This is a genomic window from Desulfosarcina cetonica JCM 12296 (assembly GCF_001311845.1).
GTDB lineage: Bacteria > Desulfobacterota > Desulfobacteria > Desulfobacterales > Desulfosarcinaceae > Desulfosarcina > Desulfosarcina cetonica.
In genome coordinates this window covers 1-13,903 of sequence record NZ_BBCC01000043.1, presented here as the reverse complement: position 1 = coordinate 13,903, position 13,903 = coordinate 1, and the positions used below count along the sequence as shown (strand labels likewise).

The window sequence follows — 13,903 nt, the reverse complement described above, 5'->3', positions numbered from 1 at the left end:
GGGTTCCTCCTCAATGATACACATCAATTATTCAATTTGTTTCGACCGGGCGGGCAGCTTAATTTTTAAAGATCATATTAACCATCATCGGGTGTCAAGCAAGAAAAATTCAACGGCGAGAATGTGGTGGGTCGCTGGTGTCAGGCGGACAGCATGATCGATCCGTTGGCCCATCAGCCAGATGATCCGTTCCTGATCGGTGAGAATGAGGCTTTTCATGCGATCGGTATGGGAAATATGATGGTCGATGAAAAATTTCTTCAACTTTTGAGAACCTTTTGCACCCAATGGGTGAAAACGATCCCCCGGCCATGTAGACCGCAGGATCAACGGGGGGCGGAGCTTGTCCACATCGAAAAATGCCTGCTGGGGACCAACCGCTTTCCAATCCGCCTTGGATGCAGGGGATAGGATGCGAAATCGCAGTCCAATCCCCCTGTCTGCCACCGTAACGATGCGAGGGTAGGGGAAAGCAATCTCTAACGGATCGGTTGCCATGACCGCACCCGTCGGTTTTATGCTCTGCCGAGGATGGATAGCCCGTTGCAGAATCAGCCGTGCGCCATCGCGGCGGATGCGAATGCCGCCGGGCAGGTGCAGCTCTTTGGGGCCTTCGCCATTGATCAATAGCCGATCCACGGCAGCGATGTGAGCAAAGCGGATGCGTCTTAAATTCCCGTTGAGCGCTTCGATCGCCCGGCGCACCAAACGGCGGAAGAGTGCGGGATGGGCTTGGCGAAGGGCCGCGATGCGAAGGCTGAGGCGGCCGGGTTGACGATCCTGTACGGCTGCGGTGTAGGATTCCTCAACCAATGCTTCCAGCCAGGCCTCCTCCATGCGCATGATATCCGCCAGTCGGTTCAGCTGATCGTGGATTTTCGGGTTGTAGGCCTCGGCCAAGAGCGGCAACAGGTGATGCCGGATGCGGTTGCGCATGAATCGAAGGTCGGCGTTGGATGCGTCGCTGGCGCAGGAAATCCCCATGGCGGATACGTATGCCTCAATCGCCTGCCGGCGGACGGCGATGAGGGGGCGAATGGTGCGCCGGTCTTTTACTGGCGCAATGCCGCTAAGCCCCTTCGGTCCGCTGCCCCTCAACAGGGCCAGCAGCACCTGCTCGGCATTGTCATCCAGATGGTGACCCAGGGCAAGCTTGTTGTAGTTGCCATCTTTCAGGAGTCGATTGAAAAAGGCGTAACGAACCCGACGTGCGGCCTCTTCCGGCGAGAGATGCAGGTGCTGCTGAACTTTTAACACCCGGGCGCGACCCAGATGACAGGGCAGGCCCAACACAGCGGCCGTCCGTTTGACCAAATCGGCATCCTGATCGGCAGCCAAGCCACGCAGGCAATGATTCAAGTGGGCCACACCCAATTGGACCTTCAATTCAGGGGCCAAGCGATGGAGCAGATGCAAAAGGGTCATGGAATCGGGACCGCCGGAGACGCCCACCAGAATTCGATCGCCGGCAGCTACCATCGCATGGCCGGCCATGGTCTGCCGAACGGCCGTCAGCAGTTGGTGGGGATCAGATGTATTTGAGGATGGTGGCATGAATCAGTTCGGCGTTTTCTCGATCCCAATAACCGATGTATCCACAACGGACGGCCACTTCGGTCATGTCGTAACGCAGGGTGCTGATTCGAATGGTGACGGGCGTGCCATCCATTTGGCTGGCCTTGATGGTGGTTTCACTGGCGGTCTGGGTCTTTTTATTGATGTTTATTTTAAGATAGTCCAGTGCCTGGATCGTGGCGTTTTCCGTGTGCTTGAAGTCACTGGCATAGGCACGAATCAGTTCCCCCTTAACCCAGGTGTATACACCGGCGCCGGTACCGGCGCCAACCACCAGAGCGGCGCAACCGGTGGTGACCATAAGGGCGAACAGCAGCAAAACGGCATTTACGGTACGTGACATGACGGGCTCCTCTGCTTGGATGGTTGGGATGGGTTCGCTTCTGGATTCCATTTCCCCTCTATTGCATGCCAATGGGGAAGTCAATACCGCACCGCTGCCGATCGTTCTGGCGAGGCGGTGCGCGAAAGATGTTCACTCCCGGCGGTTTCGGACGCGATTGGGGCAGGCTCGCACTTAATCCTTGAAAGAACGGCGGCAAATATACTATAGGGGCTCCGGTTGTGCTAGGCGGGGAGCCAGCGGTGCCCTATACCCGAAATCCGCTTTATGCGGGGCTGAAGTCCCCCCCTAGGGTGAATCCAGACAAATTGAGCCATTTTGACCGGCCGCCGCGCAACAGACGGTCTCGAACCTCGTCAGGTCCGGAAGGAAGCAGCGATAAGGGATGCGGTCTGTGTCGTGGATCGATCCCGGTCAACCGATGGCGCCGATTTTTCAGGTCCGCTCGACGGGGGGTGCACAACCATCTCGCGTTGGCGCGCCCAGGAAGCGCTTTCTTCGACGACTGCTTTTTTCCTGTCTCTTGATTCAACCTATCAAATTTACAAATGATTTTTATGCAGTGGCCAAGGGCTGGATCGTCCTTGACAAGCCACCATCTGGTCTTATTTTTTGTCAACTTTGCAGTCCCGGTCGTCTTCAACCGCTTAAATTATAAGTGCTTTGTCGCGATCGGGTGCCCGCCGGCCGTGAAGATGAGAAAATCCAGTCAAATTAGGAGAAACAGGCGCTGATGGCACCAGAGAAGAAAATTGTGATCGAAGACGAGAACGAAAAAGCAACCATGGAATCCGTTGTAGACCCCGCCGCAGAGACTCCCGATGAGAAAGGGAACGTCACCCACTCGCCATCGGACCTCGAAGCCCAACTGGCCGCTGCACGGGCGGAAGCCAAGGAAAACCACGATCGCACGCTTCGCATGGCCGCCGAACTGGAAAACTACAAGAAACGGGCCGCCCGGGAAAGGGATGACCTTCGCAAGTTTGCCAATGAGCGGCTGATCAGCCAACTGCTGACGGTGGTTGACAATTTGGAGCGGGCGATCGCCTCGGCGGCGGCCGATAACCAAAATGGTCAGAGTTTGGTTGATGGTGTCTCCTTGACGTTGGCCGAAATCATGAAAATCCTGGAACAGAACCACGTAACCCCCATTGAATCGTTGGGTGAACCGTTCGATCCGGCATTTCACCAAGCGATGTGCCAAGAAGCGTGTAGCGATCAACCGCCCAATACGGTGGTTCAGGAGTACCAGAAAGGGTATCTGATTCATGATCGATTGCTTCGTCCGGCCATGGTGGTGGTTTCGACAGCGGCCAAGAACGGAAATGCTGACGTAAAAACAGTCAATACGAACGCGTAACGAAAACTAACGCATAACGAATTTTTACACGAAAGATTGTCGAAGGTAAGGAGGAACAGCATATGGGCAAGATTATCGGAATTGACCTCGGGACCACCAACTCATGCGTGGCCATTATGGACGGTGGCGATGCCAAAGTGATCACCAACCCGGAAGGAGGCCGGACGACGCCATCCATCGTGGCCATCAGTGAAAGTGGTGAGCGCATGGTCGGCCAGATCGCCAAACGGCAGGCCATCACCAATCCCGAAAATACCGTTTTTGCCGTAAAGCGACTCATCGGTAGAAAATATTCCTCCCCCGAGGTTCAGAAAGATGTCAAGATCCTTCCTTACCACGTCAAGTCTGCCGAAAATGGTGATGTTCGCATCGACCTGAGAGGAAAGTTGCATAGTCCGGCGGAGATTTCGTCTTTCATTCTGGCCCACATCAAGAAATATGCGGAGGATTATCTGGGAGAGCCGGTTTCCGATGCGGTCATTACCGTTCCGGCCTACTTCAATGACAGCCAACGCCAGGCAACCAAAGATGCCGGCAAGATCGCCGGCCTCAATGTTCTGCGCATCATCAATGAGCCGACCGCGGCCTCCTTGGCCTACGGCCTGGACAAACACAGCGAAGAAAAAATTGCGGTTTTCGACTTGGGCGGCGGCACTTTTGATATTTCGATCCTTGAAATCGGGGAAGGGGTTTTCGAAGTCAAGGCCACCAACGGCGACACCCACCTGGGCGGTGAGGACTTCGATCTGCGGCTGATCGATTATCTGGCCGACGAGTTTAAAAAGGATCAGGGCATTGACCTGAGAAACGATAAGATGGCCCTGCAGCGGCTCAAGGAAGCGTCCGAAAAAGCCAAAATGGAGCTCTCTTCCTCCATGGAGACGGATGTGAACCTGCCGTTCATCACCGCCGATGCCAGTGGCCCCAAGCATCTCAATATCAAGATCACCCGGGCCAAACTGGAAGCGTTGGTGGCCGATCTCCTGGACAAGATGGAACAGCCCTGTCGGACCGCCCTGAAGGATGCCGGACTTTCCACCGCCGATATCAACGAGGTCATTCTGGTGGGCGGCATGACGCGTATGCCTGCCGTCCAAGAGCGGGTAAAACGAATTTTCGGCAAGGATCCGCACCGGGGCGTCAATCCCGACGAAGTGGTTGCCGTGGGTGCCGCCATTCAGGGTGGCGTGCTTAAAGGCGATGTCAAGGATGTGCTCCTGCTCGATGTTACCCCGCTTTCCTTGGGTATCGAGACCCTGGGTGGGTCATGACCCGACTGATTGAGAAAAACACCACGATTCCGACCCGCAAGAGCCAGGTTTTTTCCACGGCGGCGGATAACCAGCCGGCCGTTTCCATTCATGTGCTCCAGGGTGAACGCGAGATGGCGGCCAACAACAAGACCTTGGGACGATTTGAATTGGTGGGCATCCCGCCGGCGCCGCGTGGCGTTCCCCAGATCGAGGTGACCTTCGATATCGACGCCAATGGGATTGTCAACGTTTCGGCCAAGGACATCGCCACGGGGAAGGAGCAATCCATTCAGATTACAGCTTCCAGCGGCCTTTCCAAAGAGGAGATCGATGCGCTGATCAAGGATGCGGAAGTGCATGCGGATGATGATAAGAAGAAGAAAGATCTGGTCGAGGCACGCAATCATGCCGACACGTTGATATACAGTACCGAGAAGTCTCTCAAGGATCTTGGTGACAAGGTCGATGCAAATACGCGAAGCAATATTGAGACCGCTTCGGCTGCACTGAAAAAGGCCATGGAAGGGGATGATGTTGAGGAAATCAAACGCCTCAGCGAAGAACTTACCCAGCCTCCCACAAGGTCGCCGAAGCCATGTACAAGCAGGCTTCCGAGGCTGGTGCCGGTGCGCCGGGTGCGGATGCCGGTGCCGACACGGCCGCCGGTGGCGGAGCTGCGACGATGATGTTGTGGATGCGGACTTCGAAGAGGTGAAAGACAAGAAGTAAAACCGTTCGATTCGATCAGCTGTCTCTCAGGACAAGATTTGGCCGCCTTGAAGTTGGTTTCGAGGCGGCCTTTTTATTGCGATTGTGGGTGCTTTAAAACAAAAGAGAGGACGCCGTTGAGCCAACGGCGTCCTCTCTTGGGTTACAAATGGCAAAAGATGGCAAATCCTCTTTATCTGTCAATTGAAAAGCCAAAAGCGAATCCCGGTACCCCCACCGTGGCCGAGACGTGGCTGCCACCGGGATAAACGGGAACCACCGGAACTACCGGTACGGCTGGCACGACCGGGACATACACCCGCGCCGGTTGGGGCGGTGGCGGGGCGGGAAGATAGGTGTAATATCCCACTGGCGGCGGGGGCGCCGGTGCATAATAATGGTGGTGATGTTTTTTGGGACGGGGTGCGTAATATGCCTTGTGATGGCGATTTCTGTAGCCGTCGGCCCAAGCGATGCTGGTCATCGTCAGGGTGAGGGCGCATAGAACAATCATCCATCTAAAACCAGAATAAAACGCTTTCATCGTCGTCTTCCTTCTGTGGGTAGGGTGTCGTTTGATTTTTCGATGACGCACGTTCCTCAGGAAAGGACTGTTGGGGTCTGAAGATTACCTCCTTTGGTTGAACGGCTGATTACGATTTTTGCACACTGCCGTGTACAAATTGGGTTCGTTTCGCATGCGATGCCTCATTTTTTGCTCTCGTTTTTGGGATTGAAAACAACCCTTCCGAGGCAGAGGCTAATGTATAGCAAGTTGTCTGCCAGAACGGACAGATACCGAATTCGGAAAAAGAATAGTTGCGGGTCAGACCTGAAAACTCTCCTTGTGCCCCGCATACTGTTTGCGCAATTGGGGTTTTTCGATCTTTCCGGTGGGATTGCGGGGCACATCCGCGAAAATGATTTTCCTGGGGCGTTTATAGCGTGCCAGGGCGCTGCAGAATTGATCCACGGCCTCCTTGTTCAGCGTCGCGCCGGGCTTGATTTTGATAATGGCGGTGGCGATTTCACCCAACCGCAGGCTGGGCAGGCCGATGACGGCGGCGTCCTGGATCGCCGGATGGCCCATCAGAAATTCCTCGATCTCCACCGGGTAGATATTCTCGCCGCCGGTGATGATGACATCTTTTTTACGATCCACCAGCCAGATGAAGCCGTCCTCGTCCTGGCGGGCCACATCGCCGGTGTACAGCCAACCGTCGATGATGGTGGCTGCGGTGGCTTCAGGGTTTTTGTAGTACTCCTTCATCATCCCGGGGCCGCGCAGGAGCAGCTCGCCAGGGGCTCCCGGAATGACGGGTCGATGCTCGTCATCGACGATCTGATACTCCCAATCGAAGCCGGGGACGCCAATGGCGCCGACTTTGTGCATATTCTCCAGGCCGAGATGGATACAGCCGGGGCCGGTACATTCGGTCAAACCGTAATTGGTGTCGTATTGATGATTGGGAAAGATCTTTTTCCATTCCCGGATCAAGCTTGAAGGCACCGGTTGGGCACCGATATGCATGAGCCGCCACTGGTCCAGCTGGTAATTCGCCAGTTTCAATTCCCCGCTTTCGATGGCGAACAAGAGATCGAGGGCCCAAGGTACCAGCAGCCAGACGATCGTGACCTTTTCCTCGGAAATGGCCTCCAGAATCCAGCGCGGGTCGATTCCCTTCAGGATGACGGCCCTGGCGCCGACGATGAAGTTGCCGAACCAGTGCATTTTGGCGCCGGTGTGATAAAGGGGCGGAATGCACAGAAAGTTGTCCCCATGAGTCTGGTTGTGATGACGATTCTCCACATAGCAGGCGTGTTCCAGATTGCGGTGGGTCAATCGGGTGGCCTTGGGGGTTCCGGTGGTGCCGGAGGTGAAGTAAAGTGCCGCATCGTCGCAGATATTCAAATCCACAAGGGGATCTTCAGCCGGATAGGCGCTGATGAGCGTATCAAGGGATTCGGCCCATTCGGGTCGCTTTTCTTCCGGTCCGGCAAAAATGAATGTCTGCACACAGGGTTGAATCTGCTCGCGAATCGTTTCCAGCCGGTCGACGAATTCTTCCCCGAAAATGATAATTTTTGCTTCGGCGGTCAGGATGCAACTGGCAATCGTCCGGGCAACAAAACGGAAATTCAGCGGAACCGCCCAGGCGCCGGTGCGCAAGATGCCGAAATAGGCGGGCAGCCATTGGATGCTGTTCATCATCAGGTGGACGACCCGATCACCCTTGCGGATACCGCGGTCCATCAGGGCCTGGGCAATGGCGTTGGCCTGATCGTCAAAGATCTTCCAGGTTATCTCCCGACGACGACCCAGGGCCGGCTCCCGTTCGATGAGGGCGACCTCCTGGGCGTACATTCTGGCGTTGCGGGCAAGAATCTCGGTAATCAGCATGGTGGCGGTCCTTATTGACGATGTTGGCGGTACGACGCGCATGGGCGACCCCACGGACCAGGCGGGTGTCGATGAGGTCAAGAAAAGGGGGAATAGCAAAATGAGGGGTAATGGTCAAGGCGCTGGCCGGCGCGAGGCAGGGTCCATGTGCTGTTCTTAAAAATGAGGGCGAGAGGCTGTGGTCGGCTGATCGCGGTGTACCGTCAGGCGGATGGGCTGGTCTTTCCCGCTAATGTGGGTGAAGGCCTGTCGCGGATCGAAAGGCTGGCCGTCGAGTCGTGCTTCGCGAATTCTCGGCCAGATGTCCGGGTGGCGCTCTCCGATGCGCCGGACCTGCCGGCCGTCGATCCACACCCCTTTTTCTAAAAGTCCCGGTCCCGCTTCTTCGGCGACCATGTTGAACAGCTTGACGGTCACACGCCCCTTGCCGGTTGCATGGCTGCCTGGCATGGCCGCCGCCAGGGAGATGGCCTGGCGGAAGGCGCGTAGTGGCCGCCCTTGCGCATGGTGGCACCCAGAAGACCCGGCATGGCCGCACTGAGCGCCAGGGTGGCACCGTCCTGGAGGATGGCGCCGTCCACATCGTCCACCGGCCGGGCATTCAAAAAGAGGGTCTGGATGCGCTGGTCAAGGTAGGCGTCGCTGATGCCCAGCTGATCACAGAGAAACTGCCGGATGGTGCAACCGATTTGAGCCGGCAGGCCGACCCCCTTTTGCATCAGGGGCAGGAGCATGGGCATGGCCGCGGGATCGATGATCAGTTCGAGATCGGTCATGGAGAATTCCCGAAGAAAAGTAATGCGGGGAGATCCGCGGTGGCGGAGCTCCCCGTGGGTTAACAAATACGAACCTTCGGTGGATTACCAGTTATACAGCGTATCGAGTTCCTCGTCGGTCACGCCGAAGGTCACGTTGTGCGGCGCCAGTGCCTCTTTCTTGAAGTAGTCGGGCAGGCGGTCGTCCTTGGCGGTGAAACCGGCGGCCGTGTTGAAATTGCGTTCATGGGTCAGGATCGACTTGCCCAGGGCGGTGACGTCATCGGCGGTGAGCGGCTGCCCGGTAAAGGCGCCGATCAGATCCACCAGGGCGTTAAAGGTCTCCGGCTGATCGAGAATCGCAAAGGCGATGAACAGGCACATGCCGGTGGCGTCGATGGCCGCCGTGGCGATCTGCAGGTTGCGGGAAAGCTCGACCTGACCCTCCGGCTTGAGGGCGTCCACGCTGCCGCCCACGCCCAGCAGGTTGGTGGCCACCGCGTAACCCGCCGTGTGATCGGCGCCCATGGTGGTGGTGGCGTAGGTTACGCCGATGCCCTGGACGGCGCGGGGGTCGTAGGCCGGCATGGATTGGCGCTTGACCACCGGAACGCGCTCGACACCGAATACCTGACCGGTAACGGCGGCGCCGTTGCCCAGAATGCGTCCCAGGGGCGTGCCGTCACCAACCTCCTGGAGCAGTCGGATGGCACCTTGGCTGTCGCCGAACGGAACCAGACCGGCATCCATGGCCACGCCAATCGTGGCGCCCATTTCGATGGTGTCCAGCCCGAAGTCGTCATCCATGCGATCCAGTTGGGCGACCACATCCAAATCGTTGATGCCGCAGTTGCCACCGTGGGCCCAGACGGTTTCATACTCGGGTTGCTTGGTGAGGTAGTTGCCGTTCTTGTCATAGTAGGTCCCCGAACAGCGAATCACGCAGCCGCGATGACACCCATGGGTCGCCGATCCCTCACCGCCACGTTGGTTCTCGAGGGCGGCCTGGGCTTCCCCGGAAAGGTCGGACGCACCGTCAAACTGGCCTTGCTTGAAATTGTGGGTGGGGTAGCCACCCGCCTCGTTGACCACGTTGGTGAGCACGTTGGTGCCGAAGGTGGGCAATCCTTCTCCGGTCACGGGATGCTTGCGCAGGCCCTCGGAAAAGGCCTTGTTGGCAGCCTTGAACTTCTCCGGATCCGCCGGGGCGCGCATGCTGCAACCGGTGTCGTCCACAACGATGGCCTTGATGCCCTTGGCACCCATAACGGCCCCGACACCACCGCGACCGGCGTGCCGCGTGGGGCGCTGTTCCATGTCGGTGATGGCGATGGAGGCGGCGCTCATTTTCATTTCGCCGGCCTGGCCGATGGTGATGAAGGCGGCTTTTCCGCCATACTGGCCGGCCAGTTTTTCCACCGTGGCATAATTGCCCAGTCCCTTGATGTCGTCGGCGGCCGCGATGGTAACATCATCTTTGGTGATAACGATTTTATAAAGGGTGTCGCCCGTGGGCTTGCCCTCGAGAATGATGGCTGCATATCCCAGACGGCCGATCATCTGGGCGGCTTGACCGCCGGCATTGGCCTCTTTGATGCCGCCGGTGAGCGGGCTCTTGCAGCCAACGGAAAGACGACCGGAAATGGCCGCTGCCGATCCGCTGAGAAAACCGGGAGCGATGACCAGTTTGTTTGCTTCCCCCAGTGGGTGACACGTGGGGGGGACTTCTGTGGCAACAACCGTGGAGGTCATTGCCCGGCCCCCCAAGCCGGCATAGGAACCCAGGGCATCGGTCTTGATGGCCGGTGCTCCGGAAGCACTCATATCGATTCTTAGAATTTTGTTCATATATTCCCTCCTGTTGTGAAGCTGCGGGCTTGAACGGTGGATATGTGAACCGATGCGGTGTTTGGCCCTTGGTTGGCCAGCATCGGCTCATGTCTATACCATTTAATTATTGGGAATCGATGGCGGTGTCAATAAATGCCAAAAAAGACATAACGTTACGATGCTTAAGGGTAGCGGTGGAGATCGGGTGCCCCGGGTCGGTTTATCCCGTCCGGAAGAAATCAGGTACCCAAACGGCCCTTAGCGAACTCTAAATGGCAGGCGGGGAAAGGTAAAAAAACCCGAAAGCCGGCTCCCCATGGGAGGGTGGACCCGACTTTCGGGTTTTGGATGCAGGTCGGTGATGATGCTCCCGGCAAAGATGTCGGGATCAACCGTTTTTGCGTTCGAAGGTTTTCATGAAATCCAGCAAGGCCTCCACGGCTGCCAGAGGCGTGGGATTGTAGATGGATGCCCGGCATCCGCCGACGCTGCGGTGGCCTTTGAGGCCGCCCAAACCGTTTTCCGTCGCTTCGGCCACGAAGGCTTTTTCGAGTTCCTCACTGGGCAGACGGAAGGTAACGTTCATCAAGGAACGGCTGCCCTTGTCCGCCGTACCGCGGTAGAAGTCGCTCTGATCCATGTGGTCATAGAGCAGCGCCGCCTTCTGGCGGTTCAGCGCAGCCATCTTCTCCAGACCGCCGATGGTCTCTTCCAGCCATTTGAGCACCAGTTGCACCGTGTAGACGGCAAAGCATGGCGGCGTGTTGTACATGGAATTCTTCTCCGCGAAGGTGCTGTAGCGCAGCATCGTGGGGATGGTTTTGGGCGTGCGGGCCAGAAGATCTTCCCGGATGATCACCAGGCAGACGCCTGCCGGTCCCATGTTTTTCTGGGCACCGGCATAGATCAGGCCGAACTTCTCCATTTCCAGGGGGCGGGAAAAGATGTCCGAACTCATGTCCGCGACCAGGGGCGCCCCGCCGGTTTCCGGAAAACCGGCCCATTGGGTCCCCTTGATGGTGTTGTTGGAGGTGATGTGGGCATAGACGGCATCCGGGGTAAACGCGATCCCCTCGGGAATGTAGGCGAAATTGCGGTCCTCGGAAGAAGCCACCACCTTGATCGATTTACCCTGGATTTCGGCCTCCTTGATGGCCTTGGTGGACCAGGTGCCCGTGTTGACGTAATCGGCCGTATCGCCGGCACCCAAAAGGTTCATGGGAGCCATGCAGAACTGCATGCTGGCGCCGCCTTGGACGAAGAGCACATGGTAGCGGTCGTCCAGCTTGAGGATGCGCTTGACCCGCGCCACCGCGTCGTTGATCACATCGTCGAACCATTTGGAACGGTGGCTGATTTCGGTGATCGACATGCCGGAACCGGCAAAATTGAGAAAAGATTCCTGAATGGTTTCGAGGACCGGCAGGGGCAGGGCGGCCGGGCCAGCGTTGAAATTAAAAATTCTGTCCGCTTTCATCGTGAATAACCTCCGTTTGGTATGATTCGGGCGCGCCGATGGGGGTGATCCGACCCCTCTGCCCATCGGGCAATTAACCGCTTATCTCTACAGATAGAAACAGAGATGTCAACGGGTAAAATTAATTGCCGGTGGTTATTTCTTCAATGATTGCCGGCATGCGCCTTGAAGGTGTAGGAAATATGTATAAATTGGGGAAATCTCCCAAAAGGTGATATCGCTTTGGGGAATCCCGCCTTGCTCTGCTCCCGGCGGTTGACAAACGTTGGGACTTCACCCTAAGAGGCTTTTCAAACAGCCTCTGTAGGATGGCAACGCGCAATGAAAGGAATCCGTTGAATGAAGATTTTCCGCTATCCCTCTGCTGCCGCGGACAAGAAGATGAAAGCCATCATTGGCCGGGCAATCGATTTCCGCAAAGCCGACCTTCAGGCGGTGACCCGGATCCTCAACGACGTCAAGGGCAACGGAGACGATGCCGTTTTACGCTACGGCCGGCAGTTCGATGCCCCCGAGCTTTCGATCGAGAACCTCGTCGTATCGCCCGCCGAGATAGCTGCCGCGGGAAAAAGGGTCGATCGTGGCTTTGTCCGGGCGCTGAACCGCGCCGCCGATCAGATCGAGACGTTTCACCGCCAGCAGCTGCCCAAGTCGTGGATCGATACGCGCCGATCGGGGACCTATTTGGGCCAGATGGTGCATCCCGTGGATGCCGCCGGCATCTATGTGCCGGGGGCCAAGGGCGGCAGCACACCGCTGGTCTCCTCGGTGCTCATGGGTGCCATCCCGGCCAAGATCGCCGGGGTTTCCCGGGTGGTCATGGCCACGCCGCCCATGCCATCGGGAGAGGTCTCGCCGCATCTTCTCGTGGCGGCGAAGAAGGTGGGCGTGGATGCGGTCTACAAGATGGGCAGTGCCTGGGCCATTGGTGCCCTGGCTTACGGCACGGAAACCATTCCTCGGGTCAATGTCATCGTCGGCCCCGGTAATATCTTCGTCACCCTGGCCAAGAAAATTGTTGCCGGAACCGTGGGCATCGACATGATCGCCGGCCCGAGTGAAATTCTCATCATCGCCGATAGTACGGCGAACCCTCGGTTCACCGCCGCGGATCTGCTCAGCCAGGCCGAACACGACCCCCTGGCTTCGGCTATCCTGGTCACCGACTGCGCGGAATTGGCCGAATCGGTCCAAACGGCCGTGGAAGAACAGTTGACGCCTCTGGCGCGGGCCGATATCGCCCGTCAGAGCATCAACGCTTTTGGTGCCATCATGGTGGTGGATAATCTGGACGTGGCTGTCGACCTGGCGAACCAGATCGCCCCCGAGCACCTTGAACTGCAGGTGGCCGAACCCATGGCCGTGGCTCCACGGCTGCGCAACGCCGGCGCCGTCTTCCTGGGGCACTACACCCCCGAGCCGGTGGGCGATTATATGGCCGGCCCCAACCATGTCCTGCCCACGGCCGGCACGGCACGTTTTTCTTCCGCCCTGTCGGTGGAGCACTTCATCAAACGCACCAGTCTGATCGGCTACTCACCGGATGCCTTCCGGCGGGAGGCGGCCGATATCATGGCCCTGGCCAACGTCGAAGGCCTCGGCGCACACGCGAGCGCCATCCAGGTACGCCTTTCCGGAAAGCGTTCAGGAAGGTAGAGACAATGGACATGATTGATTTACGCTCGGATACGATTACCCGGCCGACGGCCGCCATGCGCAAGGCCATGGCCGAGGCTGACGTTGGCGATGACGTTTTTGGCGAAGACCCGACGGTTAACCGTTTGGAGACCATGGCGGCCCGACGCATGGGTAAGGCGGCAGCCTGTTGGTGGCCTCGGGGACCATGGGCAACCTGGTCGCCCTACTGGCCCATTGCGGCCGCGGCGATGAGATCCTTTTGGGTGATCAGTCGCACATCTTCTTCTACGAACAGGGCGGGGCCTCGGCCTTGGGCGGAATCCATCCACGCACCCTGCCCAACGCGGCCGACGGCACCATCGACTTGGAGAAGATCGCGGCGGCCATCCGTCCGGATGACGTGCACTTTCCCCATTCCCGGCTGATTATCCTGGAAAATACCCACAACCGTTGCGACGGCACGCCGCTTACGGTGGATTATACGGCGGCGGTGGGCGACCTGGCCCGAAGGCACGGACTGGCCCTGCACCTCGACGGCGCCGTATTTCAACGCGGCCGCCGCT

Annotated in this window: 10 protein-coding genes, 1 other RNA gene and 2 pseudogenes; 5 read left to right on the top strand and 8 right to left on the bottom strand. The window is 57.9% G+C overall.

The window, feature by feature from the left end; translation table 11 throughout:
• Positions 1-84: 84 nt before the first annotated feature.
• Positions 85-1,554 carry a tRNA lysidine(34) synthetase TilS gene (gene tilS, locus JCM12296_RS12035; protein ID WP_054693132.1) on the bottom strand — a complete coding sequence of 490 codons (1,470 nt, stop codon included), beginning with the start codon at positions 1,552-1,554 and terminating at the stop codon, positions 85-87.
• On the bottom strand, positions 1,529-1,918 hold the full coding sequence (locus JCM12296_RS12030; RefSeq protein WP_172683875.1) for a DUF3568 family protein: 390 nt from the start codon (positions 1,916-1,918) through the stop codon (positions 1,529-1,531). The genes tilS and JCM12296_RS12030 overlap by 26 nt, the downstream gene beginning before the upstream one ends.
• Before the next feature lie 219 nt (positions 1,919-2,137).
• On the opposite strand from JCM12296_RS12030, the gene ffs reads away from it, so the two are divergent.
• From ffs to dnaK, 3 genes and pseudogenes are all read left to right on the top strand, one after another.
• Positions 2,138-2,381, top strand: an RNA gene (ffs, locus tag JCM12296_RS36295) — signal recognition particle sRNA large type.
• A 270-nt stretch (positions 2,382-2,651) separates the two neighbouring features.
• Positions 2,652-3,278 (top strand): nucleotide exchange factor GrpE, encoded by a 627-nt coding sequence (gene grpE / locus JCM12296_RS12025; protein ID WP_054693126.1) that lies wholly within the window; start codon positions 2,652-2,654, stop codon positions 3,276-3,278.
• A 62-nt stretch (positions 3,279-3,340) separates the two neighbouring features.
• Positions 3,341-5,260, top strand: a pseudogene (gene dnaK, locus JCM12296_RS12020) (molecular chaperone DnaK).
• Positions 5,261-5,432: 172 nt separating this feature from the next.
• Here dnaK and JCM12296_RS12015 read toward each other — a convergent pair.
• The 6 genes from JCM12296_RS12015 to serC all read right to left on the bottom strand — a co-directional run bounded on the left by JCM12296_RS12015 (position 5,433) and on the right by serC (position 11,702).
• Positions 5,433-5,783, bottom strand: a complete 351-nt coding sequence (locus JCM12296_RS12015; protein ID WP_054693122.1) for a hypothetical protein — start codon at positions 5,781-5,783, stop codon at positions 5,433-5,435.
• Positions 5,784-6,065: 282 nt separating this feature from the next.
• A complete protein-coding gene (locus tag JCM12296_RS12010; protein ID WP_054693119.1) occupies positions 6,066-7,640 on the bottom strand; it encodes a class I adenylate-forming enzyme family protein in 1,575 nt (524 codons plus the stop codon).
• A gap of 156 nt (positions 7,641-7,796) precedes the next feature.
• Entirely contained in the window at positions 7,797-8,090 is a 294-nt protein-coding gene (locus JCM12296_RS12005) for a hypothetical protein (RefSeq protein WP_157067562.1), read from the bottom strand.
• The gene (locus JCM12296_RS12000; RefSeq protein ID WP_054693113.1) at positions 8,054-8,416 is read right to left on the bottom strand and encodes a hypothetical protein; all 363 of its coding nucleotides are present in this window, start codon (positions 8,414-8,416) and stop codon (positions 8,054-8,056) included. Before JCM12296_RS12000 ends, JCM12296_RS12005 begins: the two co-directional genes overlap by 37 nt.
• A gap of 84 nt (positions 8,417-8,500) precedes the next feature.
• Positions 8,501-10,243 carry an aldehyde ferredoxin oxidoreductase C-terminal domain-containing protein gene (locus tag JCM12296_RS11995; RefSeq protein ID WP_054693110.1) on the bottom strand — a complete coding sequence of 581 codons (1,743 nt, stop codon included), beginning with the start codon at positions 10,241-10,243 and terminating at the stop codon, positions 8,501-8,503.
• A gap of 370 nt (positions 10,244-10,613) precedes the next feature.
• A complete protein-coding gene (serC, locus tag JCM12296_RS11990; protein WP_054693106.1) occupies positions 10,614-11,702 on the bottom strand; it encodes a 3-phosphoserine/phosphohydroxythreonine transaminase in 1,089 nt (362 codons plus the stop codon).
• A 339-nt stretch (positions 11,703-12,041) separates the two neighbouring features.
• On the opposite strand from serC, the gene hisD reads away from it, so the two are divergent.
• Positions 12,042-13,358 (top strand): histidinol dehydrogenase, encoded by a 1,317-nt coding sequence (gene hisD, locus JCM12296_RS11985; RefSeq protein ID WP_054693103.1) that lies wholly within the window; start codon positions 12,042-12,044, stop codon positions 13,356-13,358.
• A gap of 5 nt (positions 13,359-13,363) precedes the next feature.
• Positions 13,364-13,903: pseudogene (locus tag JCM12296_RS11980) on the top strand (GntG family PLP-dependent aldolase); the annotation flags it as partial.

What these genes read in the sequence shown, in the direction of transcription:
- tilS (WP_054693132.1), bottom strand. Translation starts at nt 1,554, where the DNA reads ATGCCACCATCCTCAAATACATCTGATCCCCACCAACTGCTGACGGCC.
- JCM12296_RS12030 (WP_172683875.1), bottom strand. Translation starts at nt 1,918, where the DNA reads ATGTCACGTACCGTAAATGCCGTTTTGCTGCTGTTCGCCCTTATGGTC.
- grpE (WP_054693126.1), top strand. Translation starts at nt 2,652, where the DNA reads ATGGCACCAGAGAAGAAAATTGTGATCGAAGACGAGAACGAAAAAGCA.
- JCM12296_RS12015 (WP_054693122.1), bottom strand. Translation starts at nt 5,783, where the DNA reads ATGAAAGCGTTTTATTCTGGTTTTAGATGGATGATTGTTCTATGCGCC.
- JCM12296_RS12010 (WP_054693119.1), bottom strand. Translation starts at nt 7,640, where the DNA reads ATGCTGATTACCGAGATTCTTGCCCGCAACGCCAGAATGTACGCCCAG.
- JCM12296_RS12005 (WP_157067562.1), bottom strand. Translation starts at nt 8,090, where the DNA reads ATGCCAGGCAGCCATGCAACCGGCAAGGGGCGTGTGACCGTCAAGCTG.
- JCM12296_RS12000 (WP_054693113.1), bottom strand. Translation starts at nt 8,416, where the DNA reads ATGACCGATCTCGAACTGATCATCGATCCCGCGGCCATGCCCATGCTC.
- JCM12296_RS11995 (WP_054693110.1), bottom strand. Translation starts at nt 10,243, where the DNA reads ATGAACAAAATTCTAAGAATCGATATGAGTGCTTCCGGAGCACCGGCC.
- serC (WP_054693106.1), bottom strand. Translation starts at nt 11,702, where the DNA reads ATGAAAGCGGACAGAATTTTTAATTTCAACGCTGGCCCGGCCGCCCTG.
- hisD (WP_054693103.1), top strand. Translation starts at nt 12,042, where the DNA reads ATGAAGATTTTCCGCTATCCCTCTGCTGCCGCGGACAAGAAGATGAAA.